This is a genomic window from Aminobacterium sp. UBA4987 (assembly GCF_002396985.1).
Classification (GTDB): Bacteria; Synergistota; Synergistia; order Synergistales; family Aminobacteriaceae; genus Aminobacterium; species Aminobacterium colombiense.
Genome location: NZ_DGZF01000005.1, coordinates 44,060 through 70,966, shown reverse-complemented (window position 1 = coordinate 70,966; position 26,907 = coordinate 44,060). Strand labels below are relative to the sequence as shown.

Annotated in this window: 24 protein-coding genes and 1 riboswitch; of the genes, 7 read left to right on the top strand and 17 right to left on the bottom strand. The window is 46.4% G+C overall.

The window, feature by feature from the left end:
• Positions 1-9: 9 nt before the first annotated feature.
• From thiE to B2U56_RS02460, 11 genes are all read right to left on the bottom strand, one after another.
• The gene (gene thiE / locus B2U56_RS02510) at positions 10-633 is read right to left on the bottom strand and encodes a thiamine phosphate synthase (protein WP_286952079.1); all 624 of its coding nucleotides are present in this window, start codon (positions 631-633) and stop codon (positions 10-12) included.
• A complete protein-coding gene (locus B2U56_RS02505; protein WP_286952077.1) occupies positions 630-1,484 on the bottom strand; it encodes a hydroxyethylthiazole kinase in 855 nt (284 codons plus the stop codon). Before B2U56_RS02505 ends, thiE begins: the two co-directional genes overlap by 4 nt.
• Positions 1,459-2,304 carry a bifunctional hydroxymethylpyrimidine kinase/phosphomethylpyrimidine kinase gene (thiD, locus tag B2U56_RS02500; protein ID WP_213700552.1) on the bottom strand — a complete coding sequence of 282 codons (846 nt, stop codon included), beginning with the start codon at positions 2,302-2,304 and terminating at the stop codon, positions 1,459-1,461. Before thiD ends, B2U56_RS02505 begins: the two co-directional genes overlap by 26 nt.
• A gap of 52 nt (positions 2,305-2,356) precedes the next feature.
• A riboswitch (TPP riboswitch) is annotated at positions 2,357-2,463 on the bottom strand.
• A 21-nt stretch (positions 2,464-2,484) separates the two neighbouring features.
• Complete coding sequence (gene pssA, locus B2U56_RS02495; protein WP_286952075.1) at positions 2,485-3,219, bottom strand: CDP-diacylglycerol--serine O-phosphatidyltransferase; 735 nt, start codon at positions 3,217-3,219, stop codon at positions 2,485-2,487.
• Positions 3,200-3,835 (bottom strand): phosphatidylserine decarboxylase family protein, encoded by a 636-nt coding sequence (locus B2U56_RS02490; protein WP_286952073.1) that lies wholly within the window; start codon positions 3,833-3,835, stop codon positions 3,200-3,202. The genes pssA and B2U56_RS02490 overlap by 20 nt, the downstream gene beginning before the upstream one ends.
• Positions 3,835-6,288, bottom strand: coding sequence for a DNA gyrase subunit A (gene gyrA / locus B2U56_RS02485; RefSeq protein ID WP_286952071.1), 2,454 nt, complete (start codon positions 6,286-6,288; stop codon positions 3,835-3,837). Before gyrA ends, B2U56_RS02490 begins: the two co-directional genes overlap by 1 nt.
• A 149-nt stretch (positions 6,289-6,437) precedes the next feature.
• Positions 6,438-6,965 carry a nitroreductase family protein gene (locus tag B2U56_RS02480; protein ID WP_286952069.1) on the bottom strand — a complete coding sequence of 176 codons (528 nt, stop codon included), beginning with the start codon at positions 6,963-6,965 and terminating at the stop codon, positions 6,438-6,440.
• Between the two features lie 55 nt (positions 6,966-7,020).
• Positions 7,021-7,548, bottom strand: coding sequence for a nitroreductase family protein (locus B2U56_RS02475; RefSeq protein WP_286952067.1), 528 nt, complete (start codon positions 7,546-7,548; stop codon positions 7,021-7,023).
• Positions 7,529-9,070, bottom strand: a complete 1,542-nt coding sequence (locus tag B2U56_RS02470) for an alpha,alpha-trehalose-phosphate synthase (UDP-forming) (protein ID WP_286952065.1) — start codon at positions 9,068-9,070, stop codon at positions 7,529-7,531. Before B2U56_RS02470 ends, B2U56_RS02475 begins: the two co-directional genes overlap by 20 nt.
• Before the next feature lie 53 nt (positions 9,071-9,123).
• Positions 9,124-10,377: a glycosyltransferase gene (locus B2U56_RS02465; protein ID WP_286952064.1), complete on the bottom strand. Its 1,254-nt coding sequence runs from the start codon at positions 10,375-10,377 to the stop codon at positions 9,124-9,126.
• Positions 10,374-11,060: a DUF5752 family protein gene (locus B2U56_RS02460; RefSeq protein WP_286952063.1), complete on the bottom strand. Its 687-nt coding sequence runs from the start codon at positions 11,058-11,060 to the stop codon at positions 10,374-10,376. Before B2U56_RS02460 ends, B2U56_RS02465 begins: the two co-directional genes overlap by 4 nt.
• Before the next feature lie 111 nt (positions 11,061-11,171).
• On the opposite strand from B2U56_RS02460, the gene B2U56_RS02455 reads away from it, so the two are divergent.
• On the top strand, positions 11,172-11,690 hold the full coding sequence (locus B2U56_RS02455) for a type 1 glutamine amidotransferase domain-containing protein (RefSeq protein ID WP_286952061.1): 519 nt from the start codon (positions 11,172-11,174) through the stop codon (positions 11,688-11,690).
• A 74-nt stretch (positions 11,691-11,764) separates the two neighbouring features.
• Here the strand turns inward: B2U56_RS02455 and B2U56_RS02450 are convergent, their stop codons facing one another.
• Together B2U56_RS02450 and gpt are read right to left on the bottom strand one after the other, a co-directional pair.
• The gene (locus B2U56_RS02450; protein WP_286952059.1) at positions 11,765-12,241 is read right to left on the bottom strand and encodes a hypothetical protein; all 477 of its coding nucleotides are present in this window, start codon (positions 12,239-12,241) and stop codon (positions 11,765-11,767) included.
• A 50-nt stretch (positions 12,242-12,291) separates the two neighbouring features.
• Positions 12,292-12,771, bottom strand: coding sequence for a xanthine phosphoribosyltransferase (gene gpt / locus B2U56_RS02445; protein WP_013047656.1), 480 nt, complete (start codon positions 12,769-12,771; stop codon positions 12,292-12,294).
• 198 nt (positions 12,772-12,969) lie between these two features.
• Between gpt and B2U56_RS02440 the strand changes: the two genes are divergently transcribed.
• The 5 genes from B2U56_RS02440 (at position 12,970) to B2U56_RS02420 (ending at position 18,442) form a co-directional block, all read left to right on the top strand.
• On the top strand, positions 12,970-14,052 hold the full coding sequence (locus B2U56_RS02440; RefSeq protein WP_013047655.1) for a BMP family ABC transporter substrate-binding protein: 1,083 nt from the start codon (positions 12,970-12,972) through the stop codon (positions 14,050-14,052).
• Positions 14,053-14,131: 79 nt separating this feature from the next.
• Positions 14,132-15,688 (top strand): ABC transporter ATP-binding protein, encoded by a 1,557-nt coding sequence (locus B2U56_RS02435; protein ID WP_286952056.1) that lies wholly within the window; start codon positions 14,132-14,134, stop codon positions 15,686-15,688.
• Positions 15,685-16,755 (top strand): ABC transporter permease, encoded by a 1,071-nt coding sequence (locus tag B2U56_RS02430; protein WP_286952054.1) that lies wholly within the window; start codon positions 15,685-15,687, stop codon positions 16,753-16,755. The genes B2U56_RS02435 and B2U56_RS02430 overlap by 4 nt, the downstream gene beginning before the upstream one ends.
• Position 16,756: 1 nt before the next feature.
• Entirely contained in the window at positions 16,757-17,686 is a 930-nt protein-coding gene (locus B2U56_RS02425; protein ID WP_013047652.1) for an ABC transporter permease, read from the top strand.
• A gap of 48 nt (positions 17,687-17,734) precedes the next feature.
• A complete protein-coding gene (locus B2U56_RS02420; RefSeq protein ID WP_286952051.1) occupies positions 17,735-18,442 on the top strand; it encodes a DUF554 domain-containing protein in 708 nt (235 codons plus the stop codon).
• Between the two features lie 116 nt (positions 18,443-18,558).
• On the opposite strand, the gene B2U56_RS02415 is transcribed toward B2U56_RS02420, so the two are convergent.
• The 4 genes from B2U56_RS02415 to glgB are packed head-to-tail and all read right to left on the bottom strand — an operon-like array spanning position 18,559 to position 25,290.
• Positions 18,559-19,815, bottom strand: a complete 1,257-nt coding sequence (locus tag B2U56_RS02415) for a glutamate-5-semialdehyde dehydrogenase (protein WP_286952050.1) — start codon at positions 19,813-19,815, stop codon at positions 18,559-18,561.
• A 16-nt stretch (positions 19,816-19,831) separates the two neighbouring features.
• Positions 19,832-20,959, bottom strand: coding sequence for a glutamate 5-kinase (gene proB, locus B2U56_RS02410; RefSeq protein WP_286952048.1), 1,128 nt, complete (start codon positions 20,957-20,959; stop codon positions 19,832-19,834).
• 31 nt (positions 20,960-20,990) lie between these two features.
• The gene (locus tag B2U56_RS02405; RefSeq protein ID WP_286952046.1) at positions 20,991-23,384 is read right to left on the bottom strand and encodes a DUF3536 domain-containing protein; all 2,394 of its coding nucleotides are present in this window, start codon (positions 23,382-23,384) and stop codon (positions 20,991-20,993) included.
• Between the two features lie 4 nt (positions 23,385-23,388).
• Positions 23,389-25,290, bottom strand: coding sequence for a 1,4-alpha-glucan branching protein GlgB (glgB, locus tag B2U56_RS02400; protein WP_286952044.1), 1,902 nt, complete (start codon positions 25,288-25,290; stop codon positions 23,389-23,391).
• A 109-nt stretch (positions 25,291-25,399) separates the two neighbouring features.
• Between glgB and malQ the strand changes: the two genes are divergently transcribed.
• The gene (gene malQ / locus B2U56_RS02395) at positions 25,400-26,893 is read left to right on the top strand and encodes a 4-alpha-glucanotransferase (protein ID WP_286952042.1); all 1,494 of its coding nucleotides are present in this window, start codon (positions 25,400-25,402) and stop codon (positions 26,891-26,893) included.
• Positions 26,894-26,907 lie beyond the last annotated feature (14 nt).

The window sequence follows — 26,907 nt, the reverse complement described above, 5'->3', positions numbered from 1 at the left end:
CGCCGGAGATCACGAAATCAAGCTCAAGAAATGACGAGCCGCCCTCTTTATATGAGGAGCGCCCACAATAGCAGAAATAACGGCAACCCCATTAACACCAGTCTTCATTGCTTCAGCAACATTTTCCTCATTAATACCCCCAATAGCCACTGCAGGAATAGGAACGGCCTCCATTATTTCACGAATCCTGGAGAGCCCCACAACATGGGCATCCTCTTTGCTGCCAGTGGGAAAAGCAGCCCCTATCCCTATATATGAAGCTCCGGACTTTAAAGCTATTCGTGCCTGGTCGACAGTGTGTGCAGAAACTCCAACAATAAAACCCCTTGGTAAAAAAGGTCTGACCGCTTCAAGGGGCAAGTCCTTTTGTCCGAGATGGACGCCATCTGCTTGAGCAGCCAGTGCCACATCGAGACGATCATTAATGATAAGGGGAACGTTGTAATCATAACAAAGTCTTTTCATAGCCAGGGCTGTTTCCAAAAGCTCACGGCCGCCAGATTGCTTGTCTCTCAACTGAATGACAGTCGCTCCTCCTTTAAGAACTTCTTCCGTCTGTTCCAGAAGAGTTCGGGGGGCTCCTATCTGACGATCAGGAATTACATAAAGCTTTAACATATGACGTATGTTCATTCCCGCCACTCCTCTTTTCTATTCAAACGCTCTTCATATCCGTAAAAATCACTTTTTACAAGACAGGATACCTCATCGATAAAAACATTTCCGAAGGTTCCAGGGCCATAGACATTTTCCCTACCGGCTGCTTTTTCAGAAGCAAGGGATACTGCGACGAGAGCTGTTATAGCAGCAAGCCCGTAATCAGCTGTTACAGCCGAGCAGGCAGCAATCAGGCTGCCTACGGCGCATCCGCTCGCTGTAATGGCTGGAAGAAGAGGGCTTCCCCCTCCCAAGACCAGGAAGAAACATGACGGGGGCACCGGTATTGCTACTGAGTCTTCTTTTCCTGTCGCCACAGCCACCACTCCATAACTGGACACGATGTTTGAAAGGGCCTTCTCAAGATCTTTGCAATTGTAGCCATCAACCCCTTGAACTGTCCCTTCCTCTCCTCCTAAAAGCCCCATTTCTCCTCTATTTCCTTTTACTATGGTAACTGCTTCGCTGCGGAGAATTTCTTCGACTAAAGAGATCCGCAAAGGGGATGCCCCATAGCCGACTGGGTCCAGTACAAGGGGTTTTTTTTCTTTCCTTATTACAGGAAGAATCTCTTTTATTGATCTTATACTTTCATCAGAGGGCGTCCCTGTATTTATGAGAACGCTGTCTGCCCTGCTTGCAAGAAAAGAAGCCTCTTCCGCATTAATGGACATTAGGGGTGAGGCCCCCGCCGCAAGACTGATATTAGCCTGAAAGTTCGCAGCTACCATATTGGTCAACTGGTAGACAAGGGGGCGATAATGCCTTATATCTTCCCAGACCTCTGCTATCTGAATATCCTTATATCTCATTGTCTCCAGATTCATATTCTTTTACCCACTCTGGTGTTACAGCATGGCCTAAAGGACCATATCCATGGCCTGGCTTAAAGCTATGAAGCAGGCCCATCCGCAAATACTGGCGGCCATAGGAAACAGCCTCCTCCAAATCACGGCCGGCTGAAAGTTCTGCTGCAATGGCTGCGCTAAGAGTGCATCCTGTTCCATGGGTATTCTCCGTATCCACCCTTGGATCTTCAAAAATGGTTATTTTTCCTTCACAATAGAGTACATCTACAACTTTTTCTTTTGATTTCTCTACATCCATATGGCCGCCTTTTACTAAAACTGCTTTTGGTCCAAGGCCAGAGATCAATCTGGCGGCGTTCTTCATGTCTTCCAGAGATTGAACTTCAACTCCACTTAGCTTTTCTGCCTCCGGCATATTGGGCGTCACCAGAAGTGCAAGGGGCAACAGTTGTTCTTTCAAAGCCTGAACTGCTGATTCGGAAATAAGGCTTACTCCACTCTGCGAAATCATTACGGGATCAACCACAAGATTTGACAACTGGTAATTTTTCAAGGCTTCACACACCACATGAATGGTTTCAGGCCTGCTTAACATTCCGGTTTTTGCTGCGTCAACTCGAAAATCAGAGAGTACTGCATCAAGTTGAGCTGTGATGCTCTTCGGAGGAATATCGTGAATATCTTTAACTGTCAAGCTATTCTGCGCAGTTACAGCTGTAATAACAGACATTCCAAAAACGTGGAGGGCGGCAAAAGTCTTAAGATCTGCCTGTATACCTGCACCTCCGCCAGAATCACTCCCTGCAATAGTCAATGCGTTTCCTCGATATAGTGCCACAATGTGCACCTCCTCAAAAATAAAAGGAGAAGTCCCCCTTGTTTCGGCGAACTTCTCCTATACAAAAACTCCCAGCGCCAGCATTATCCGGATCTGGTGATAAGGGTCGAAAGCGCGCCGGCTTCCCTCTCAGCTAAAGCAGCTCCCCTGAGTACCTATTAGTATTATTTGGTATTTTTTTTAAACACCCTCATTAAGGGTATCTTCGTCTTCCTCTAACGAAAGCCATTTTCCCCAATCAAAACGGAGCAAACCGCTGATGACATAAATAGAGATGGCTGCAAGAGGCGCTGTTCCATGCAATACGATAATCAGCCCCACAGTAACCATACAGAGGAATAAGAATTTCTTCTTATTCGTGTTTCCTTTGCGAAGTCTCTTTAAGTTCCCATAGGGGACACTAGAAATCATAAGGGCGGCCGTGCCAACAGAGAAGAATGCCGCGAGAGCAGCGGGAACAGATATACCTCCAATTACGAAGGACGCAAGAAAGAGTCCTCCGGCAGGAATAGGCAGCCCCTGGAAAGGACCAGGAACGTGAACAATATTGAACCTCGCCAGGCGCAGGGCACCGCACAATGCGAAGAAACATACGGCGAGAGCGCCAGTTACTCCGGCAAATCCCTGCAAATAGTTTGCATATACAAGAATGGCTGGAGCCACGCCGAAGCTTACCACATCGGCTAGACTGTCATATTCCAGTCCAAACTGAGTTCCGCCTCCAAGACTTCGAGCAACTTTGCCGTCCATAAAATCAAAAAAGACCGCAAAAAAGATTAACCATGCAGCGGGAAGAAAACGTCCATGAAAAGTGAGGATCAGCGATAGCATGCCGCACAGCAAATTTCCACTTGTTACCATGTTAGGAGCTATCTCTCGAAAGGAGAGATGCCTTTTACCTATTTTTTTTCTCATGACTCGCCGTCACTCCCAAAACAGATTTACCAGCCTTCACTTTTTGATCGATGGTTACAGAGCACTTTACACTCAAAGGCAGGTAGACGTCAACTTTAGACCCTAATTTTATCATTCCAAAACGCTGACCGCGACAGAGCCTGTCCCCCTTTTTAAGACGGCAGACAATCCGCCTCGCTAAAAACCCGGCGATCTGCACCAGAAGAATCCGGCCATGAGCTGTTTCAAGTCCTACGAGCATTCTCTCATTCTCTTCAGAAGCCTTCGGGGCAAAAGCCATCCACTTTTTACCTGGCACATACTCCAGATAATCTACTATCCCATCGTAGGGAACTCTATTCACGTGCACGTCAAAGGGGGACATGAATATGCCAACCTTTATCGCTTCTCCCACATATGGACAGCTTACCTTTTCTATCTCTACCACTTTGCCATCTGCAGGAGAAACCCAAACCTCAGGATCCACTGGCAATTCTCGTTCAGGATCTCGAAAGAACCAAACTACAATAGCAAGAAAGACACTCATGATAGCTGCCATCCAGGGGGAGATGAACATGCTCCCTCCTGTTAAAAAAGCAACAAAAATAATAAGAGGCCAGCCGTCACGAGCGATCATTAATCGTCTTCTCCATCTTCAGTGCTTACAACGCTTGCAGTAGCAACGGTGTCCCCCTCGTCAAGCCTCATCATTATGCTGCCCATTGCCGTTCTTCCTAAGACCGGGGATTCCGATACAGCCAGACGAATCATACGTCCGCGACTTGTTATCGCTACGATTTCATCCCCTTCCGCAACGCTCCAGCAACCTACGATCAAACCTGTCCTATCGCTGAGGTTCATGACAATAACGCCACTACCGCCACGATGGCGCAGAGAAAACTCATCGTATTTCGTCCGTTTCCCAAATCCATTTTCGCTCAGCAACAGAGGCCAGCGACCATTTGCCACCACATCGCACCCTATAACATAATCATTTTTCCGAAGGCGAATCCCCCTTACACCTCTCGCTGTTCGCCCCATGGGGCGGAATTCCGATTCATGGGTACGTAGGGCCTGTCCCTGGGCCGTTACTATAAGCAAATGGTCATCCCCTGAAGTCAGCACTATCTGGGAAATTTCGTCTCCTTCGTCAAGGCCCATGACTCTGCGTCCTGCACGGGTTAAATTTTCAAGCTCAGACAGATCAAGTCTTTTCGCAGTTCCCCTCAGGGTAATAAAGAAAGCATATTTAGCTCCGTCTACCGCCCGCCCATGCATGGTCACAACCCGCTCCCCTTCTTCTAGGGCCACAAAGCGGTTTATGAGTTTGCCTCGTCCAGTCTTCGATTCGGGGATCACATAGCCTTTAAGGGCAAGAACCCGCCCCTTCGATGTGAAGAGATAGATATCCCTATGGGTGCTTGTCACCGCTACCAGTGCAACCTCGTCTTCTTCCTGAAGGGCTGTGCCTTTTCTTCCTTTGCCTCCCCTTCCCTGCAGCGTATATTCCTGAAGATCCTTTCGCCTTAAATAACCATCTCTGGATAATACAACCACAATGTCGCTTTCTGGAATGAGGTCTTCAATAGAAACATCCTCAACGGCATCAATGATTTCAGTTTTCCTTTCATTTCCAAAACGTCTTTTTACTTCAAGCAATTCTTCTTTGATAACGGAATCAAGGACTTTAGGATTTCCGAGAATTGTCTGGTAACGCTCGATGTCAGAAAGAAGTTGAGCCAGTTCAGCTTCAAGTTTTTCTCTTTCAAGGCCTGTTAGACGCTGCAAGCGCATTTCTAGAATGGCTTGAGCCTGCGCTTCGGAAAAGCCCAATTTCGAAATAAGCCCTTCTTTGGCCTCTTCAGTTGTTCCAGATCCTCTGATCAGGGCAATAACTTCATCAATGATGTCAAGGGCTTTTACAAGACCTTCCACTATATGAGCCCTGGCCTCAGCTTTTTCCAGACGGAACTGGGTTCTTCTTCTGACCACGCTTCGTCTGTGATTGAGGAAAATATTGAGCATTTCCTCAATAGGAAGTTCTTTGGGATACCCGTCAACCAGCGCTAGATTAATGACACCAAAAGTACTCTGGAGCTGAGTCCGACGATAAAGCTGTCTCAAAACCAAATTGGGGTCTGTATCACGATTCACCTCTATAACAATCCGAAGACCTTCTCGATCAGATTCGTCTCGTAAATCCATAACCCCATCAATGGTTTTGTCCTGGACATTCTTAGCTATGGTTTCGATAAGATTGGTCTTGTTCACCATATAAGGGATTTCGGTGATAACGATGAACGTCTTTCCTCTTTTTCCCTCTTCTATGTGGGTTCTTCCCCGCATAGTGATCTTGCCACGCCCTGTGCGATAGGCATCTATTATGCCATCTCGGCCAAGAATAAGACCTCCCGTTGGAAAATCAGGACCAGGCATACGAAACAGAATTTCACCTATATCAACCTGCTCCGGCTCAGTATCGATAAGGTAGCAAAGAGCATCCACAACCTCCATAAGGTTATGCGGAGGAATATTTGTAGCCATTCCAACGGCAATACCGGAACTACCGTTGATAAGAAGGTTGGGCAACATAGCCGGCAGGCAAAGGGGCTCCTGAAGGGATTCATCAAAGTTTGGCCCCCAATCTACAGTATCCTGATCTATGTCAGCCAGCATGAGCTCGCCGATCTCATAAAGCCGAGCCTCAGTGTAACGCATTGCGGCTGCCGGGTCTCCGTCAATAGAACCGAAGTTCCCCTGGCCATCGACGAGAGGATAGCGCATACTAAAGTCCTGAGCCATACGAACCATAGTGTCATAAATAGCCGAGTCTCCGTGAGGGTGGTATTTACCCATGGTTTCACCAACCACACGGGCCGACTTTTTATATGCCGTATTGTGACGAAGGCCAAGCTCCATCATGGCATAGAGTATTCTTCTTTGTACTGGTTTTAGCCCGTCACGGGCATCTGGGAGAGCTCGCCCCACTATAACGCTCATAGCATAGTCTAGATAACTATGTTTTATCTCCTCCACCAAAGGGAGAGGAACTACCTTGCCAAAAAGGGGCTCGCCTTTTTTCTCTTCCATATAGATCCTACCTCCAGAATAAATTCCAAAAAGACAGTTTAAATACGTGACAAACTATAGTATTTTAACACGTTCGAAGAAACATTACCTAAAAAAGGAGAGGGGCTTTAAAGCCACACTCTCCTTATCAAGCCTGCAATTTTACTGTTTTACCATTTCTCTTTGTGGAGAGCTTTGTCGTTTACCCCTTTATGGGGGGCCTTTTCTTCTGCTGGATATCCAAGGGCCGCTATACCTGTCACCTTAATATGGTCTGGAACCTCCAGGATCGGGCAGACCCGTTCTTCTCTGGGATGACGCCCCATGACCTTCAGCCAGACTCCCTCGATACCAAAGGGCCGTGCCCCTAGAAGGATGTTTTCGAGAGCCGCCGCTGCATCTTCCATCCAGGCCAGATCTTCTTTTGGATAGAACGATGTGTCTGCACATACGGCAATGGCAAGAGGAGCCTGAGCCAACATTTTTCCTGAATCATGGGCCGCCGCTAACCTATCAAGAATATCTCTCTCTTGAATAACAATAAAATGGCATGGACGCTGGTTATGGGCACTTGGAGCCGCAAAAGCGCACTCAAGCAAAATATCTATAATTTCCTTTTCTACAGGAGCTGTTGTAAATTTTCGAATGCTTCTTCGTCCGAGGATAGCCTTAATTACCGGATGTTCACGCTTGTCCATCACCTTTCACCTCTTTCATTGTTAAATTTTTTTACTTTTTCTTTTTTGCGTCCACCTACCATCTGTTAAGATGCAAGGTCCCTTCGTCGATTCCCTTGTGGGGTTCTTTTTTCTCTTTTCCATATCCAATAGCCGCTATGCCCAATACCGCTATATGCTCTGGAATCGAGAAGATTTTACGAACTGCCTCTTCGCACCCTTCGGCATGGCGAACGCCTAACCATACTCCATCAAGATCGATAGCATGGGCAGCTATAAGAATATTTTGCATTGCGGCAGAACAGTCTTCTTCCCAATAGCGACGGGCAAAGTCACTTTTCTCAGGGTTGCCGCATACAACAATCCCAAGGGGAGCTTCAAAAAGCATTTTGCCATAAGGGTGGTCTTCCGCAAGACGATTAAGAAGGTCTCTATCAGTAACAACTATAAAGTGGCAAGAGCGGCTATTCGCTGCACTGGGAGCCGCTGACCCACATTCAACCAGAAGCTCTATCTTCTCTTTTTCTACTGCTTTTTCTTCAAAACGTCGAATGCTTCTTCTTCCTAAGATAGCCCGAATTGCCTCATTTTCTCTTAACGCCATGGTTTTCACCGCCTTTTTTATCTTTAAACACAAAAATCTTTTTTCTTAAGCCCGGCCAAAACTCTGGGAGTTCTGCTTCAGGGAAATCCTTAAGCTCTTTCCCCGCCGCTGCCTGCAAAAAATTATTGACCCACCAGTAAACGTCTCGTTCTCTAATAGACTTGCACATCCGCCTCATGCGATTCTTTTTTTCTTCTTCCTTCATAAAAATCGAGTAATAAAGGGCATCTGCCGTCGCTTCCACATCGTAAGGATTAATAAGAATAGCCCCGTTCCGGAGCTGATAGGCCGCTCCTGCAAATTCGCTCAAAATCAAAACTCCTTTATAATCTGTCTGACAAGCGCAGTATTCTTTGCATACGAGATTCATGCCATCTTTGAGAGAACTTACAAAACCCGCATCAGCAGCCCGATACATGGCTACTAGTTCCTTTTGATCCACTGTACCATAGCGATAAAGTATGGGCGCCCAAGCAGTGGTTGAGAATCGGCCATTTATTTCACTGATAAGTTTCTGAATTTCATCTCGCAGAGCGCCGTATTCCGCCACCCCTTCACGACTGGGAATGACCAGTTGAAAAAGAGAGATCTTTCCCTGGAGATGAGGATATTTTTCAAGAGCTCTGGCAAAAGCTCTTAATTTTTCTGGGATTCCCTTTGTGTAATCAAGGCGATCGATGCCAAGGACAAGAAAGTCGGCTGTAATATCCTTACGGATCTTTCGAGAGCGAAGATCCGCCTCTTTCGCTGAAGCCATCGAACGGAATCTTTTATAATCAATGCTAATGGGCAAGCTTCCTATTTGTATAGTGTGCCCCTTTATTTCCAACCCTACAATAGCTCCACGCCCTACAACCCTACAGGCTGGGTAAAAAGACCTGACGCAATCTATAAAATTTCTTCTATCTCGGTGAGTTTGGAAGCAGAGAAAAGAAAACTGTCGTAACTCATCAATAATTTGTTTCCTCCACGGAAGTTTAATGAAAAGGTCTGGTGACGGGAAGGGGATATGAAGAAAGAATACACAATGGCGCTTAACGCCTAGACGCTCAAGGCTGCCCGCCAGCAGCATAAGCTGATAATCATTGACCCATATGATATCTTTTTCCGTTGAATGTTTTGCGACAACAGCAGCAAACTTATCGCTAACCCTTACATATGCCTCCCAGTATTGGGGCTGAAAACGGCAAAGAGCTTGTAAATCATGAAAGAGAGGCCAAATGATAGAATTTGAGAATCCGTAGTAATAGTTGTCAATTTCACCATTTTCCAGCAGGATCGGCACTATGCGAAAACCCGTTTCTTCCGATATGGGCCCCAGAATCTTACGCAACCCGCTTAAATTGATCCTCCCTCTTGTGCCAGGCCATCCAATCCACATCCCGCCGCGATCTTTCAGCACAGGAGAAAGAGCCGTAACAAGCCCTCCCGCTCCCGATTCCACACCCCACTGCTGCTTTCTCTTTTTAAGGATAATGGGCAGACGGTTCGAAACAACGATCATGCGCTCTTTATCTGCCACTCTTCTCCCTTCCTCTCTACAATCAGATTGTTGCTGGGCCTTGTAAAGAAAAATTATAGCTTTTGCGACATCTGCGCCTCCAGACCCTCACCGCCATTTTGAGAAAGATTGATCATAAGAGCAAGAACTGTACGTAAATGAGTTGTGATAAGGAAATTCTCACGCACATATTTATGGGCATTCTGTCCCATCCGTTTTCGTTGCCGCCCCCAAGCTAGAAGATACCTCAATCTCAATGCTGCCCCTTCTGGGGTCTGAACCCTGAAGCCGTTAAAACGGTTAATGATCTGAAGACGGATACCACCTACATCACCTCCGATTACAGGCTTGTATTTCCACATTCCCTCAGTCACTGTAAGACCGAAACCTTCTTTGGTTGATTTCTGCATTATTATGTCTGCAGCAGACTGTAACCCATTGATCGTTCTGTGAGCATCGGAAGGAAGCTCGATGACATGGATTTCAGGGTCGTCAGAAGCAGCATTTTTGACCTGCTCTAAAATCGCGGCACCTTCAGGGTCATCGTCAGCGCCTCCTCCTACAAGGACAAGCTGCATGTCCGCATGTTTCCTTGCCATCCTGTAACTTTTAATTACACCAATGGGATCTTTAAAGACATCGAACCGGGACACCTGCACTACAAGAGGCCGTTCTCTATCTAGATTGAAACGAAGGCACGTCTCATCGATCTCTCTTTCCGAAAGAACAATGTTTTTCTCGCTAAGAGGGTCTATGCTCGGTGGTATAAGATATTGAGGGTGAGGTAAACGCTGAGTAAAATCAGCAAGAGAAAAGACGGACGCATCATATTCTGAAACAAAACGGCGGAGCATCCTCCATATGTTACGATTTGGCACACTCGCATCAATATGACACCGCCAAATCCACTTTCCCTTTCTGTTAGGACAGAATGAAAGAAGGGGGGCAGGTTGAGGATCATGAATAAACACAAAATCTGCCTCCTCAAGAAGAGGTCTCAATCTCTCAGCATTAAGCCTGTTCGTTTCCATGTAAACTTCATGATAGGATTCTGTGAAAGGGAGAGCTTTGCCTTGTAAAGCGTTATGAATCGACTTCGTTGCTGTATAAAAAGCCTCCGAACCAGCTATAACCTCCCAGTGGGTTTCAATACCCAGTTCATTCATTAGGGGAATCATGCATCGTAGAATTTCTGCCACTCCTCCACCTTCACGAGTTGAGTTAACATGAACAACCTTTTTCCCTTGCAAGAAGGTTGCAAAACGATATAAGCCGCTGATAATCTGTTCTCCTGTCAGCGCTCCATAATCACTTAAATGCCGCATCATGAGGTACTCTCCCCCTTCCAAGTTAGAGTACTTTCGAGGATGCTGACTAGTCTTTCTCGAAGATCAGAAAGAGAATACAAGTAAGGATCGAAAATGGCCAATTCATCCCTTGCTTTTCGTGTTCCCTCTCCGAAGCACTCCAGCCATTTTGAATAGTCATCTCTTCTGTCTTCCCGGTTCCGCCACTTAGCCTCTATGAAATGGAAAAAAACACTACCTCGGCTTGAAGATGCTATAGCCCGAGGGAGTGTTTGCGGGGAGTCTGCTGTTAGAGCTATTTCTACAACAATGAGATGGGCCCGAGTAAAGTGGAAAGTCCTATCGGCCTCCTTCCAACTGATGAAATACTCTCTAGAAAGGGTTTCATCGAGGATGTCGAGAAGTTCCTCCCTGATATCCTCGATGTCGTTCCTGTGATTAAGATCCAGAGCGCTTAATTTCTCAGAAAGTGCGTCTTCATGAAGATAAACCTTTGCCCAGGACGCAAAATCATTAACATACTCATACTCTGGAAACTGGGGGGAAAGAAGACGACCCCAGAAATGATAGTACAGACAGCTTGGAACAACCTCTTCAATCCCTTCACGAAGCTCTCTAAGGTTCCTGGCCTGAATCCCTGTGCTAATAGGCAGAAGGGTGCACTCCTTGAATCTAAAGGTCTCTCTACTTTGATAACTAGACATAGCAACAGCCCCCATAAGGCAACGCTGATTTTTCGATTTTTCGGTATAATATAACAATATAAATATGTGGTAAAAATTGTAGCATAGATGGAAAGGAAGGGAGCGTTGAATATGACCGGAAGAGAAGTAATTATTCTTGTAGAAGAAAATTTCCACGATCTGGAATTCTGGTACCCCTATTATCGCCTTATTGAAGATGGTTACGAACCTATAGTTGTTGCCCCAGTTGCTCCTCGCCATTATACAGGGAAGTTCGGCACCATAGTTGAGGCGGCCTACACTCCCCAAAGTCTTTCGGAGAATCTGCCCCGCGGAGTGGTTATCCCCGGGGGATGGGCGCCAGATAAGTTGAGAATGTCTGGTGAAATCGTTTCTCTCGTTGCCCAGATCTATAGGTCAAATGGAGTCGTAGCAAGCATCTGTCATGGAGGCAGCCTTCTTGTTTCAGCTGGCATATTAAAGGGAAAACAGGTTACATCCTTCGCCAGTATTAAAGACGATATGGAATTGGCCGGAGCAACATGGGTTGATGAACCTGTGGTTACATCGGAAAAACTAATAACAAGCAGAAAACCGTCAGACCTTCCCTTTTTCACGAAAGCTCTTCTTGAGGCTCTGCAAAAAAAGTAACAGCCCAGAAAAAGGGGCAGGGTACAAAAGACGTCCCCTGCCCTCATGTTCAGTTGTTTTTAAGGGAGACTGCCTTATAGTTCAATCCCCACAAGGCGTATCAGCCAGGAATAGATACTTCCCATAAGATGGGGATTGAAGGCAAAGATCACAAAAGCCCCCATAGCCATAATGGAATGCAGTATGGACAAAAAGCCGTTATACTCTTCTTTTCTTGCTATAACGCCCAAAGCCCCTTCACATATGATGAAGGCTGTAAGATAGTAAATCCAACCCCTTGTTTCAGGGAGCCTCGCAAAGCGCATGGTACGAAGAACCGAATAAGCTGACCATGCGGCAAGGACATACATCTGAGAGAACAGCATCACTATTTTTACGAGAAAAGATGTTCCTCGAACGTGGAGGCTGCTGGCGCTGTGAGCCTCCTTGCTTTCTAACCCCTTCAGCAAACCATAAACAGAAGAAATTCGTGGAAGAATATACCGGGCATAGGAACTTGACAGTACCCAGGCCCAGAGAGCGAACGGCAGTGCGAACTTTATATAAAGCACAGGTTACCCCACCTCCCTCGACATCTGCTACTGTTCATTATTCTACATCATTATTCCTTACGGTCCACCAGAGGCGTGGAATATGCCGTCTCAGAATCCCACGGGAAGAGGATCCACGTATCCTGACTGACCTGGGTTATGTACGTATCAACAAAGGGACTTCCCTCAGGTTTGGCATAAACCGTCGCAAAATAAGCCTTTGGAAGCATCTTCCTTACAACTCGTGCAGTTTTCCCAGTATCGACGAGATCATCAATAATGAGACAGTTTTCACCGTCTCCGTTAATCCCTTTTAAAATATTCGCCTCTCCCTGGGTACGAATAGTATAACTTGAAATACAAACTGTATCTACGAGACGGATATTCAACTCTCTCGCTATAATAGCAGCAGGGATGAGCCCCCCTCGCGCAATTCCAATTATCTTCTCCCACTTCCTGGGAAGAAGCTGCCATGCCAAAGCTTTACAGTCTCGATGAAGCTGGTCCCAGGAAACAGGATAGGTTTTGTGATAACGATCTTCGCTGCCCATTGATTCATAGCCTCCCTGGATAGAGTAAAAAATGATAAACTTTATATTACATGTTTTTATGTTTTAATGGTATTGTTTTAGTTCTTTATTTCCCTCTCCTAACTTTCCTTTTATTGTAAAATCAGTATAATTGTTAAGTTGAAATCTTTATTTTGAAAAATATTTCATCTAAAAGAACGCATAAGGAGGACATCTACAATGAAAAGAAGTTTAATCGTCTTGTTCGTCGCGCTCAGTGTCGCTCTTTGCGGAACAGCTTTCGCTATGGAAGCTATCCCGGCAGAAAAGATCAATTGCGGCTTTGTATATATTGGTCCCGTGGGCGATGGAGGGTGGACCTATATGCACGACCAGGGACGTCTCGAGATGGAGTCCGCTTTCCCCGGGCTCAAATCGAGTTATGTTGAGTCTGTCCCAGAAGGACCAGACTCAGCTCGCGTTATGGAAACCTTTGTCCGCAACGGATCAAAAGTCATCTTCGCTACATCCTTTGGCTACATGGACTTTGTACAAGATGTGGCAAAACGCTATCCTGACGTGGTCTTTATGCACTGCTCCGGCTATAAAAGAGCAGACAACGTGGGCATCTACTTCGGAAGAATGTATCAGGCACGATATCTTTCCGGCCTCGTTGCCGGGAAAATGACAAAAAATAACGTCATCGGCTTTGTAGCTGCTCATCCAATTCCTGAAGTTATCCGTGGTATCAATGCTTTTACCCAGGGAGTCAGGAAAGCCAACCCTGAGGCCGAAGTCAAAGTCGTCTGGCTTTTCTCATGGTTCGATCCAGGGAAAGAAAAAGAAGCGACTAAAGCTCTCATCGATTCTGGAGCGGATGTCATCTCCATGCATGCAGACAGCGGTGCCGCCCCACAAACTGCAGAAGAAGCCGGAGTCTATGTAGTCGGTTATAATAACGACATGAGCCAGTATGCTCCTACAAAACACCTCACCGCCCCCATCTGGGACTGGGGTATTGTCTATAAACGTGTTATAGAGCAAGTCACCATGGGAACATGGAAATCTGAGGATATTTGGTGGGGATTGAAAGAAGGAATGGTCGGTTTATCTAAGTATGGGAAAGATGTACCGGAAGAAGTGAAAAAGCTTGTTGAAGAAGAGAAAACAAGAATTATTTCTGGCGAATGGGATGTTTTCGATGGCCCTATTAAAGATCAAAGCGGTACAATAAAGGTTGAAGCTGGACAATCGCTTTCAGATGGAGATAAGCTCTCTATGAACTGGTTTGTAGAAGGTGTGAAAGGGGACATTCCTAAATAAGCACCCAGAGAAAAGACCAGGAGGGCGCTTTTGCGCCCTCTTTTTTTTGAAAAAGATCGCAGTGAAAGGAAACGTTGCTATGGAAAAAGCAAAAGCAGCATCGCCACTTGTACAGATGCAGGAAATCACAAAAGAGTTTGCAGGCATCGTCGCAAACCATAACATAGATTTTGACGTTAACCGCGGAGAAGTCCATGCCCTCCTTGGTGAAAACGGCGCAGGGAAATCGACGCTCATGAACATCTTATATGGTTTATATAACCCGGACAGAGGACACATACTGATTGATGGGAAGAAAGTTTCCTTCTCTTCACCGAAAGATGCCATTGCTGCTGGTATAGGAATGGTTCATCAGCATTTTATGCTGATTCCAAGCCAAACCGTCTGGGAAAATATGATCCTTGGCCTAGAGGGTCTGCCTCAGCTTCTTCCCAAAAAAGAAATACGTCAGCAGATCGTTGATATTTCCAGGCAATATGGACTGGAAGTTGATCCGGATGCCAAAATATGGCAGCTTTCAATCGGAGAACAGCAACGTGTAGCTATTTTACAGATGCTCTATCGAAAAGCCCAGGTTTTGATTCTTGATGAACCTACTGCTGTACTAACTCCTCAGGAGGCACTTCGCCTTTTCAGTACCATTCAGCAAATGACAGCAGAAGGTCACGGCATCGTCTTTATTTCTCATAAACTTGACGAAGTTCTCTCCCTATCAGATCGCATCAGCATTCTTCGAAAAGGAGAGAAGACCGGAACTGTACAAACACCCGCCACATCAAAGGAACAGCTTGCAGAACTCATGATGGGGAGAAAGGTTTCATTTACTGTTGCCAGAAAAAGCTCTGCCCCCGGAAAACAGATTCTCCAGTCTAAAAAAATAACAGTTTTAGGTGACAGAGGCATTACAGTGGTAAAGGACCTTTCCATAGATGTTCGGGAACGGGAAATCCTGGGTCTTGCGGGCATTGCCGGAAATGGACAGCAGGAGCTCTGTGAAGCCCTGGCAGGACTTCGCCCTCTAAAGGAAGGGCACATTATGATTGATGACGAAGAATTGACCCATCAGCCCCCAAAACAATTCATCGCCAGGGGCGTTCGTTATATACCCGCAGATCGGAAAGGGACTGGTCTCGTACCAAATATGGATATTAAAGAGAACTCTATACTAAAAAAATATTGGAACAAACCTGTGGCCAGAGGGCCAATGATCGACTGGAAGGTCGTTTTTTCCCATGCCCTCAACCTCGTAAAAAAATATAGTGTCAGCACACCGTCCATTGAAACCCCAGTAAAGAACCTTTCAGGGGGCAATCTGCAAAAGCTGATGCTGGGAAGAGAGCTTTGCGATGCTCCTAAAGCACTTATAGCCGTTCACCCAACCTGGGGCCTCGATGTGGCAGCAACTCAGTTTGTGCGAGAACAGCTTCTTCTGGAACGTGACCGGGGAGCTGCTGTTTTTCTTGTTTCGGAAGATTTAGAAGAACTGCTTTCTTTAAGCGATAGACTCGCTGTTATATTCAAGGGGGAAATTATGGGCATCCTCGACCATCCAGAAGAAGCAACGCCTGAAATGCTGGGTCTCATGATGGCAGGGACGCCCCTCTCATCTATAAAGGAAGGGGCTATAGCGAGATGAAATACTTAAAAGTGGAGAGGCGTCTTATCACACCAGCCTGGTTTACCGTGGCTATTCCTCTTTTTGCCATTATACTGGCCCTTGTTACAGGTGCTGTCTTTTTATACTTTATGGGGGTTTCACCTCTTCAGACATACACATCTATGTTTAAAGCCTCTTTCGGGGATACTTACGGTCTCACCGAAACAATTGTCAAATCAATCCCCCTGGCCATGGCTGGCATTGCAGTAACCCTTTCTTTCAAAATGCTAATATGGAACATTGGCGCAGAAGGCCAAATACTCATGGGTGCTCTGGCAACATCGGCCGCTGTACGCTATTTTTTTGTTGACCAGCCTTTCATTATGTTCTGGATCATGTTTGCCGCGGCAGCCGCTGCTGGCGGAATATGGGCCGCCTTCGCCGGATATCTCAAGGCCAGGTGGAATGTAAACGAGATCATCACGACTCTTATGCTGAACTATATCGTTCTCAATATGGTCGATTACTTCGTCTATGGTCCGTGGAGGGATCCGGCAAGCCTGGGCTTCCCCATGACAGCCCCCTTTCCCAATGCAGCCCGCCTTCCTCTTCTTGGCGATACCCGCATTCACACAGGGCTTTTTTTGGCAATCTTTCTAGCCTTCTTCTTCTGGGCCCTTCTTAAATGGACACGGTGGGGCTATGAGATCCGAGTCATCGGGGAAAATCCCAAGGCCGCAACTTTTGCGGGAATGAACTACTTGCGCAACGCAGTAATGGTCATGTTTGTTTCCGGGGCAATAGCCGGTCTTGCCGGCATGTGCGAAATAGCGGGACTCCAGGGACGCCTTCAGCATGGCAGCTCTGCTGGATACGGTTATACCGCCATTATTGTAGCCTGGCTGGCGCGCCTTAATCCCCTTACTGTTCTCTTTGTCGCTTTTCTTATTGGAGCTTTGTTTGTGGGCGGAGATACGCTGCAAATTGTAATGCGCCTCCCCCTTTCAAGCATTTTAGTACTCCAGGGGCTGCTCCTCTTTTTTGTGTTAGGCGGAGAGTTCTTTAGACGATACCGAATTCGAATTATCTGGAGAGGGGACAACTGACATGGAAATGCTCATACCTATCCTTGCAGCAGCCGTACGAAGTGGCACTCCCATCCTCTACGCAACCCTTGGAGAGATCATTACAGAAAAAGCTGGTATTCTAAATCTGGGACTTGAAGGGATCATGCTTGTGGGAGCCTATACTGGTTTTGCCGCCACCTATAAAACTGGCAACCCCTGGATCGGTGTCATTGCCGCTTTTCTTATCGGGGGCCTAATGGCCGCGATCCATGCCTTTATAACCATTACATTAAAAGGCAACCAGGTGGTAAGCGGTCTCGCCCTAACAATGTTCGGGACAGGAGCCAGTTCCCTCCTGGGGCGGTCTTATATTGGCTTTACCATTAAAGGGCTTGACAAAATCCCCCTGCCGATACTCTCGGATATACCTGTCATAGGGCCTGTTCTTTTTAATAACGACGCCCTTATTTATGTATCTTTTGTGCTCGTACTTCTGCTTTATATGTTCTTCTCGCGAACTCGAAACGGGCTGTATCTCAGAGCTGTAGGGGACAATCCCCGGGCAGCGGATGCCATGGGGATAAACGTAGACCGCACCCGTTATATATATACCCTCATTGGCGGAGGGATTGTTGCTGTTGGAGGAGCATACATGTCCATTGCCTATACAAAGATGTGGGCGGAGCTCATGACAGCGGGCCGAGGCTGGATTTCTGTAGCCCTTGTTATTTTTGCCATCTGGAACCCCTTCCGTGCAGCCTTCGGAGCTTACCTTTTTGGAGGAGTAGAAGCTTTTCAGCTTCGTCTGCAAGCCGCTGGCACAAGCATCCCGACTCCTCTTCTCATGATGTTGCCCTATATAATGACGATTCTAGTTCTCTTTTTTATCTCTGTAAGCCAGGGAAAAGGAATTCTTTTTGGAGCTCCAGCCTCCCTCGGACAACCCTTCTTTCGGGAAGAGAGAGATTAGGAGATTAAACATAAGCTATTTTCAACTTTTCAACGAGGGGGAATCTCTGTGAATTTTTTTATTGGTAACATTCCTGCATCTGGAAGTATTGTCAACTGTCTGGCTGTCATCGTTGGAAGTACCCTAGGACTTTTATTCAGGTCCAGGCTTCCTCAACGCTATATAAATATGGCTTTTCAGGTCCTTGGCCTATTCACTCTTTTTCTTGGATTTCTCATGGCACAGAAAACCGCAAATTTTCTCATTCTCGTTTTTAGCATGGTTGGGGGAGGAATGATCGGGGAAGCCCTTGACCTCGATGGCCGTTTTAGCCGCTTCTCAGAAAAGGTGAGCCAGAGATTCAAGACGAGCGGTCAGAGCTTCGCTGAAGGATTTCTTACCTCCACTCTCCTCTTCTGCATAGGCTCAATGGCTATACTCGGAGCAATAGAAGAGGGGTTGGGGCTTTACCCCAACCTCCTCATAACCAAATCTCTGCTCGACGGAGTATCTTCCCTTGCCCTCGCCACTTCCCTTGGGGGAGGAGTATTGCTTTCCGCCTTTTCCGTTCTTTTTTACCAGGGAGGACTTACTCTTCTTGCCAGCTCTCTACAGCCAATTCTGTCTGAAAGCGTTATTAACGAAATATCGGCGGCGGGAGGGCTTATGCTTATTGCCCTAGGTCTTTCTCTTCTTGAGATCAAGCGCTTTAAAGTGACCAATATGCTCCCGGCTCTTATTATTGCAGCAATTCTCGGGAGTTTCTTTGTTCATTAATAAAAAACTAACGCAACAAGAGTTGGGCAGAGCCATAAAAGGCTTATTCGCAACAAGGGAATATGCCCAGTTCTAGTTGCCATAATCATAATGTCGCCATGCTTCATAATTTTTAATTATTCCCTGATCTGTCCGTTTCCATAAATAATAAATTTAGTTGACGTCAGCTGCTCAACGCCCATTGGGCCTCTAGCATGAAGTTTTTGTGTGCTAATGCCGATTTCCGCACCAAACCCAAAGACTCCACCGTCAGTAAAACGAGTTGACGCATTCACGTAGACTGCTGCAGAATCCACCCCGTTGAGAAATTTCTGAGCATTACTGTAGCTCTCTGTAAGGATGGCGTCACTATGACCAGTGCTGTAGGCAGCTATATGATCCATGGCTTCGTCGAGGCTCTCCGCTATTTTAACAGCCAAAATAAGATCGCTGTATTCTGTAGCCCAGTCTTCATCTGTAGCTGGAAGGGCTTGAGCATCAAGGGCACACACGGTTTTATCCCCTCGTATCTCCACTCCTTTTTCGTGAAGAGCCGCCATTGCCTGAGGAATGAATTGAGAGGCTATGTTGGAGTGGACCAACAGGGTTTCCACTGAATTACAAGTGGATGGACGCTGGGTTTTAGCATTCAGAATAATAGGAACAGCCTTTTCCATATCGGCTGTTTCGTCTACGAAAATATGGCAATTTCCCATGCCCGTCATAATAAAGGGAACTGTCGCATTTTCCTGAACAGCTTTTTTAAGACTTTTGCCACCTCTTGGAATGAGAACATCGAGATAGTCATTCATTTTCATCAGGGCCATTGTTGCTTCCCTGTCAGGGCTATCGATAATATTAATTGCCCCTTCCGGAATCCCTGCTCCTGTCGCGCCTTCGGAGATCACTTGGGCAATGACTCTGTTCGAGTGGAGGGCCTCTTTTCCTCCGCGAAGGATAACACTGTTCCCTGCCTTAAGGCAAAGACCGGCAGCATCTGCGGTAACATTGGGACGGGATTCGTAAATGATGCCAATAACACCAAGGGGAACCCTGACACGACCTATACGAATTCCACCCTGTCCTGACCACATTCCCAACACTTCTCCCACGGGGTCGCGGAAGGCCGCTATTTCCTCAAGACCGACGGCCATAGCTTCAACTCGTTTTTCATTAAGGGTGAGACGTTCAAGAAGGGCATAGGATAGCCCAGCCTGACGTCCCTCTTCCAGATCTTTCTCATTAACTTCCAATATTTCTTTGCAGTGATCACGAAGAGCTCTGGCCATGGCATAAAGGGCCTTGTTTTTCTGCTCTGAAGAAGCTACAGCCAAAAAACGAGATACTTTTTTGGCCTGGATCCCCATCTGCCGCACTTTTTCTTTTATGTTCATTCCTTCTATTCCTCCTCTATACCAGGGCTAAATTATTACGATGGACAACTTCATCATAGTCAGTACTTCCCAGAAGCTTTTCTATTTCATCAGTATGATGGCCGGCAATGATCCCTATCTCGTCTGAAGAAAAATTCACCATTCCACGAGCTATCTCGACCTCGTCTCGATCCACAATTGAAACAACCTCACCACGGGAGAACTTTCCCTCCACCTTCACGATACCTGACGGCAGAAGGCTTTTGCCCCTTTTTCGAATAGCCTCTGCTGCCCCATCATCGATGACAATTCGGCCGTGGGGAGAGCTGCCAAAGGCAATCCACTGTTTTCTCGCCTGAACGGGCGACCCGGATGGGATAAAGAGTGTCCCAAGCTCTTCACCATCAAGAAGCCGACGTAAAATATTGGGCTCCTTGTTGTTGGCAATGATCATAGGAATACCAGAAGTCATAACGATACGTGCAGCTGCAAGTTTTGTGAACATCCCACCGCTGGAGAGTTTGCTCCCCTTGGTGCGTGAGCGGGCGAGGAGATCCTTAGACACTTCTTCCACCAAAGGGAGAAGTCTTGCTTCAGGATTAATTCTAGGATCGTCACTAAAAAGGCCGTCAATATCAGAGAGGATGATCAAAAGATCCGCATCAATAAGACAGGCAAGCATTGCTGAAAGTGTATCGTTATCTCCAAACTTTATTTCATCGACTGCCACTGTATCATTCTCGTTGATTATAGGAATGACCCCAAAATCAAAAAGGGTCGACAACGTATGACGGGCATGAAGATACCGAAGGCGATTTGAAAAAACATCCCTGGTCAGCAAGACCTGAGCAACAGTCTTCCCATATTCTGAAAAGAACTTTTCATACATGTGGACAAGCCGGCCCTGTCCAATGGCGGCGAGAGCCTGCTTTTCCGGAAGGGTCTTGGGCCTGTCGGGGAAATTGATTTTGCCAACACCAGCTCCAACGGCCCCTGAACTGATGAGACACACTTCACGACCGCTGCTTTGCAGATCTGCAATCTCCCGCGCCAGGGTCTCCATACGAAGCAGATTCAGTTTTCCTGTGGAGTGGGTAACTGTGCTTGTCCCTACCTTTATAACAACACGTTTACAAAACTTCAAACGCTCTCTCCTCACCATCATTATTCACCTTCCAATACTCGTGCTATCTAGCTTACTTATGCAACCCAAGCCTCATATTGAGAAGGTTGCCTATATGTTTGAAAACAGGGTGTTCAAGTATGTTGGGGTCAGAAATTGAAGCATAGATATTCTGAGCCTTCCAGAGGTTTACATCCCAATGACGACGCCGTATGAATCCCAGCATCTTCTCGATTCGTACCAGGTATCCTTGTTGCAAATTCCTCTCCGCCTGCTCTGATAGAAAAGCCATTTCTTTCTCTATCCTGCCGCGGAGATGGTGCTGAAGCTCACCTATATTGATCTCTACCTGCCAGGCAAAAGCCTGGTCAAGACGTTTTTCTACCTGCTCCAGATCTGGTTCGGCTTCCCAGATGATTCTTCGCAAATCCCCGTTCAGGACAACTTCCGCCGCCCCTGATAATGCTTCGGGCAGCGGCATGCGTATAAGACCCATAAAGGAAAGGAGGTCGTCGTAATCACGCACAACGCTTTTCAGGTAATTTTCAATGCGGGCCACATCTCTCTCCATGACAAAATGCATGATCTGACGTTGTCCGTCTTTAAAAAGGTGGCGAAGAGAATAGGTCCTATGGCCAAAGAGTTCTACGAAAACACTTTCTATCTCTTGAGGAAAATGAGTTTGAATAGACCGTTTCCATGTTGATATCTCTTCCTGGTCAGAAGCAGCCCTCACTCCGCAGAGAACTTTATGGCCCCCTCTATGACAGGCGGAAAAGAAAACACGCTTATCTTCCCCTGTCAAAACATGAGAAAGAAAGGCTTCTCCCATAACAAGGTTTTCTCTGCCTTCTTCAAGAAATAACGATCGTTCAGGTTTAATCCGGTAGTTGTAAAGGGAAAAAGATTCACTCTCTGTTACCTTTTCCTGAAAAAGAGCCTGTACAGCATAATGGCCTCCAACCCTCAAAAAGTCAACATGGGAAGGGGCCACGAAGAAATCAAAGATCCTGCCCCCGTTTTTGAATTCCTCGATGTTGCTTGGTGCCCTTTCAAGGAGGTCAATAAAATCGTCTTTGATCTTTTCTCCTGACAATTCTTCCAGACTGGTCAAGGCATGGTACGCATATAAAAGAATTTGAAGGGCCTCCAGCCCGGATATCTCATCGAAGAACCAGCCACAGCTAGTATACATAAACATGGCGCTTCTCTCCATCTCAAGGAGCTTCAAAGCCCTCACTTTTTCTTCAGTGGACAAATTCCGGAGAGAAGATGACCTAAGAAACTCATGGCGTCCCGTCGTGGAATCATAGAAAAAGCACTGTACATAAAGATCCCTTGTTTCCCAGGGATCAGAAAAAAGGAAAGCCCCTTCCTTTTCATAAAAACCATCAATCTTTTCTCGCAGCCAGTCCAGGGCAGTCCGCAAAGGCTGACGCCATTTTTGATTCCAGCCGGGATGGAGGCCGCTATGGCAGCCGCAATCCTCATACCATCGCTTAACGCCGTGGACGCAACTCCACGACGTGTTTTGCCGAATCTGCACTTCCCGTCGGGGCGGAAATTTTTCAAGGTATTCTCCGTAGACTGTAAGCCTTGCATTCTCCCCGTGTTCTATATGATCGAGACACCAGGCTAAAGCCATATCGCCATATTTATGGTGATGTCCAAAGGTTTCTCCATCTGTTGCAACATGGGCAAGAGGGTTTTCTTCACTGTTTTTCTCTATGGACAAAAGCAGCCGCTGAGCCAAAAGGGCTCCGTTCTTCAGGAGAGGGCCAAAAGCTATGTCCCTGGCCAAAAGGTCATCGTAGAAAAAGATTGCCAAACTTCGCCCTGAAGGGAGGTTGCAAAGATAAGGATAACACGTCTCCATAGGCCTCTGGTCCGTTTCATGCCACCAGGACTCGCTGATCATTTTCCATGCTTTCGCCTGGTGGGGGGCCAATATGGTGAAGCGAAGGCCTTCTGAAGCCAGCACTTCTAACGTTTCTATATCCACTGCGGTTTCTGGGAGCCACATCCCTTCAGGGAATCTGCCAAAACGGCTGGAAAAATCCTGAAGTCCCCAAAGGACCTGGGTAATTTTGTCCCTCTTCGATGCCAGGGGCATAATCATATGGTTGTAGACTTGGGCCAAAGCCGGTCCGTGATTTGAAAACCGTTCCTTCCCCCGATGGTCAGCTTCAAGCAATCCATCATATGTTTCAGGAGCGTGCCTTTCCATCCACTGCAAAAGTGTTGGCCCAACATTAAAGCTCATTCGCTCATAATTCGAGATGATTTTGACAATCTTTCCATCTTCGCCAAGAATTCTCGCCGCCATATTTGGAGCATAGCACTCCGCTGTAATCCGTTCATTCCAATCATGCCAGGGAGCTGCTGATTCCTGAAGCTCCACATCTCCAAGCCACGGATTTTCCCTTGGCGGCTGATAAAAATGACCGTGCACACAAACGTATTTCATTGTCCTATCCCTCTTTTCTGAAAAAAAGGGCGCCAAAAGACGGAAGGGTCAACGACAGACAGCAGGGCTGACGCTGCAAAGGTTCCTCCATCGCTTCTTTCCCTCCCATATTCCCTTCTCCCATTCCTCCATATATTTCTCCGTCACTATTAAGCAATTCGCGCCAATAGCCCGCTTCAGGAACACCAACAAGGTAGTTGTGGCGAACTACAGGGGTAAAGTTGAAAACAGCCAGCACCTTCCCCTCTTCTCCATCTCTTCGAATAAAACCCAAAACACTTGCTTTACTGTCTGAGCAATCAATCCATTGAAACCCTTCTGATGAAAAATCTTTTTCATGAAGAGCCTTCTCCTCGAAATATACTCTATTTATATCCCGGACCCACAGCTGCATTCCACTATGAAAAGGGTCTTTAAGAAGATTCCAGTGAAGAGACTCCTCGTGATTCCATTCCGCCCTCTGAGCAATGTCACTTCCCATAAACAAGAGTTTTTTCCCTGGATGGGCGTACATAAAGCCTAGAAGCAAACGAAGCTGTGCAAATTTCTGCCATAGAGTCCCTGGCATTTTCTCAAGCAATGATCTTTTCCCATACACCACCTCATCATGAGAAAAAGGCAAGACATAGTTCTCAGAAAAAGCGTACATAAGACTAAAAGTAAGATCGTTATGATGATACTGACGGTACAATGGATCAAGTTCCATGTATTTCAATATATCGTGCATCCAGCCCATATTCCACTTCATCCCAAATCCCAGTCCGCCCACGTAGGAGGGGCGGGTAACAAGCGGCCATGCAGAGGATTCCTCCGCTATTGTAACGATATGGGGGAAACAGAGATGTGCCGCTTCGTTGAGGCGCCTGAGAAAAGACACGGCCTCTATGTTTTCACGGCCTCCGTACCTGTTGGGTACCCACTCCCCCTCTTTTCTTGCATAATCAAGGTAGAGCATAGAGGCCACACCATCAAAGCGAAGGCCATCCACATGATAGTAGTCAAGCCAGAAAAGGGCGCTATTGATGAGAAACTCACGGACTTCCGTACGACCATAATTGAAGATATAGCTTCGCCATTCAGGATGTATCTTCTGGCGCGGATCAGCATGTTCGAATAAAGCCGTTCCATCTAAATAAGCAAGACCATGCTCATCTGAGGGGAAATGGGAGGGCACCCAATCAAGAAAAACAGCGATATCGGCCTGATGAAGAGTGTCGATAAGGAACATGAGATCCTGAGGAGAACCGTAACGGCTTGTAGGAGCAAAAAAACCTGTTATCTGATACCCCCAGGAGCCATAAAAAGGGTGCTCCATCAGAGGCATGATCTCTACGGCTGTAAATCCCATTTTTTTCAAATAAGAGGTCAACTGTTCTGCTATTTCCCGATAGGAAAGGAACTTTCCTTCTTTTCTCATCCAGGAACCTAAATGAACTTCGTATATAGAAAGAGGGTAAGAAAACCAATTCGTCTTCTTCCTTTTTTCTGCCCATAAATGATCGTTCCATTGATAATGAAGGGATGCAATAATAGATGCCGTGCCTGGAAGTTCCTCCCAGGCGAAAGCAAAGGGATCTCCTTTATCAAAAGCTTCCCCTCTCTTTGAAACAACACGGTATTTATAACGGTCCCCTATAAAAGCGGACGAAACAAATCCTTCCCAAATACCGCTTTCATCAGGCCGGCAAGACAACGGGGCTGCCTCAGGATTCCACAGATTAAAATCACCGATAACAGAAACCTGGGATGCGTTAGGAGCCCAGAGAGCAAAGTAAACCCCTTGTGTTTCGCCACTGCATAACGGATGAGCACCCATTTTTTCGTACAATTTGAGATGGGTCCCCTCTTTAAAGAGGTACGTGTCAAGATCTGAAAAAAGAGACGGACAAACTTTAAAGTTCTTCATAACACGCCTCCTTTGCAAGGTGAATAGAAATAATTTCTTCAATTATAACAATCTCGACCTTCTGTGGTGTAGAATGTCCATACCAGAAAATAAAAAAGGAGGGGAAGAGATGATCAGACAAAGCGGAATTTTACTGCCGGTTTTTTCTCTTCCTTCCCCATGGGCTATTGGTGACATCGGAGTAAGGGCCAGAAATTTTGTTGACTGGCTCGCAGCTGCCGGACAAAACTGTTGGCAAATGCTTCCATTGACGTGTACTAAAGAAATTCTCGGAAACTCGCCTTATGACAGCATTTCTGCCTTCGCATGCTCCCCCCTTCTCATCAGCATTGAAGATTTAGCAGAAGAAGAACTCATAAGCAACAAGGAAATCTCCTCCCTTAACAGAGTTTCTTCTGGGAGAGTTGATTATTCTGCTGCTAAAAAAATCAAGATGCCCCTTCTAAAAAAGGCCTTTCAACGTTTTATGAGTAGAACAAATACAGACCCTCTCTATCGTTTTTGGGAAGGACAGGCATGGTGGCTTGATGATTTTTCTCTTTTTTCAGCTATAAGCTGCCGCATGGGTGACGATAGGTGGAACACGTGGCCCTCATCCCTTAAGATTAGGGATAAAGTCGCTCTTGACACTGTTAGATCAGAAGAAAAAGATCATATTCTCTTTACCGTCTTTATTCAATATGAAGCCTTTACTCAGATTCAGCGGTTGCGGAAACATAGCCTGGATCGTGGAATACAGCTCATCGGCGACCTTCCCATTTATGTCAGCTATGAAAGTGCTGATGTGTGGAGTCACCCTGAAATGTTTCAACTAGACAGAGATCTGACACCCAAGGCTGTTGCGGGCGTCCCCCCTGATTATTTTAGTTCTACCGGACAACGGTGGGGAAACCCCCTCTACCGATGGGATTATGCCAAAGGAATGGAATTTCACTGGTGGCTTAAAAGGATCGCTCACTCCCTGCAATTATATGACATGATACGTCTTGATCATTTTCGAGGTTTTTTGGAGTATTGGGCAATTCCTTATACAGAAAAGACCGCTATTTATGGAAGATGGGAGGAAGGCCCTGGCGATTCCTTTTTCTCAGCCCTTGAAAAAAACTTTCCTTCAATGCCTTTTCTCGCAGAGAATCTTGGTATTATTACGCCAGATATAACCCGCGCCATGAAGAAATACGATCTTCCCGGCATGCTCGTTCTACTTTTCGCCTTTGATGAATCAATGCCCCGTAATCCTTACATTTTACATAACCACGAGCCTCGCAACATTGTTTATACTGGAACCCATGATAACAACACTGTACGGGGATGGTTCGACGATGAAGGGTCTCCCCAGGATAAGGAAAGGGTAAGCCGCTATATGAACATGCCTTTTACCCGAGATAATGCCGCGACTGTCCTGACCAGAATGGCCCTTATGTCAGTGGCAGAACGAGCCGTAATACCTCTTCAGGACTATCTCAACATTGGAGGCGAGGGGCGGATCAACAAACCTTCCACATTAGAAGGGAACTGGCAATGGATGGCTGATGAAAAGGCGCTTACTGAAGATCTTGCTTCATCTCTTCATTCTCTTATGAAAACTTATGGAAGATTATGAAGGAAGAAGGTGAT

Bases quoted from the DNA above. Each gene is read 5' to 3' on its own strand.
- B2U56_RS02430 (WP_286952054.1), top strand. From the start codon at position 15,685: ATGAAATACTTAAAAGTGGAGAGGCGTCTTATCACACCAGCCTGGTTT.
- B2U56_RS02505 (WP_286952077.1), bottom strand. From the start codon at position 1,484: ATGAATCTGGAGACAATGAGATATAAGGATATTCAGATAGCAGAGGTC.
- malQ (WP_286952042.1), top strand. From the start codon at position 25,400: ATGATCAGACAAAGCGGAATTTTACTGCCGGTTTTTTCTCTTCCTTCC.
- B2U56_RS02475 (WP_286952067.1), bottom strand. From the start codon at position 7,548: ATGGCGTTAAGAGAAAATGAGGCAATTCGGGCTATCTTAGGAAGAAGA.
- B2U56_RS02465 (WP_286952064.1), bottom strand. From the start codon at position 10,377: ATGATGCGGCATTTAAGTGATTATGGAGCGCTGACAGGAGAACAGATT.
- B2U56_RS02440 (WP_013047655.1), top strand. From the start codon at position 12,970: ATGAAAAGAAGTTTAATCGTCTTGTTCGTCGCGCTCAGTGTCGCTCTT.
- thiE (WP_286952079.1), bottom strand. From the start codon at position 633: ATGAACATACGTCATATGTTAAAGCTTTATGTAATTCCTGATCGTCAG.
- B2U56_RS02480 (WP_286952069.1), bottom strand. From the start codon at position 6,965: ATGGACAAGCGTGAACATCCGGTAATTAAGGCTATCCTCGGACGAAGA.
- B2U56_RS02460 (WP_286952063.1), bottom strand. From the start codon at position 11,060: ATGTCTAGTTATCAAAGTAGAGAGACCTTTAGATTCAAGGAGTGCACC.
- B2U56_RS02435 (WP_286952056.1), top strand. From the start codon at position 14,132: ATGGAAAAAGCAAAAGCAGCATCGCCACTTGTACAGATGCAGGAAATC.
- gpt (WP_013047656.1), bottom strand. From the start codon at position 12,771: ATGGGCAGCGAAGATCGTTATCACAAAACCTATCCTGTTTCCTGGGAC.
- glgB (WP_286952044.1), bottom strand. From the start codon at position 25,290: ATGAAGAACTTTAAAGTTTGTCCGTCTCTTTTTTCAGATCTTGACACG.
- B2U56_RS02490 (WP_286952073.1), bottom strand. From the start codon at position 3,835: ATGATCGCTCGTGACGGCTGGCCTCTTATTATTTTTGTTGCTTTTTTA.
- B2U56_RS02405 (WP_286952046.1), bottom strand. From the start codon at position 23,384: ATGAAATACGTTTGTGTGCACGGTCATTTTTATCAGCCGCCAAGGGAA.
- B2U56_RS02425 (WP_013047652.1), top strand. From the start codon at position 16,757: ATGGAAATGCTCATACCTATCCTTGCAGCAGCCGTACGAAGTGGCACT.
- pssA (WP_286952075.1), bottom strand. From the start codon at position 3,219: ATGAGAAAAAAAATAGGTAAAAGGCATCTCTCCTTTCGAGAGATAGCT.
- proB (WP_286952048.1), bottom strand. From the start codon at position 20,959: ATGATGGTGAGGAGAGAGCGTTTGAAGTTTTGTAAACGTGTTGTTATA.
- B2U56_RS02455 (WP_286952061.1), top strand. From the start codon at position 11,172: ATGACCGGAAGAGAAGTAATTATTCTTGTAGAAGAAAATTTCCACGAT.
- B2U56_RS02415 (WP_286952050.1), bottom strand. From the start codon at position 19,815: ATGAACATAAAAGAAAAAGTGCGGCAGATGGGGATCCAGGCCAAAAAA.
- gyrA (WP_286952071.1), bottom strand. From the start codon at position 6,288: ATGGAAGAGAAAAAAGGCGAGCCCCTTTTTGGCAAGGTAGTTCCTCTC.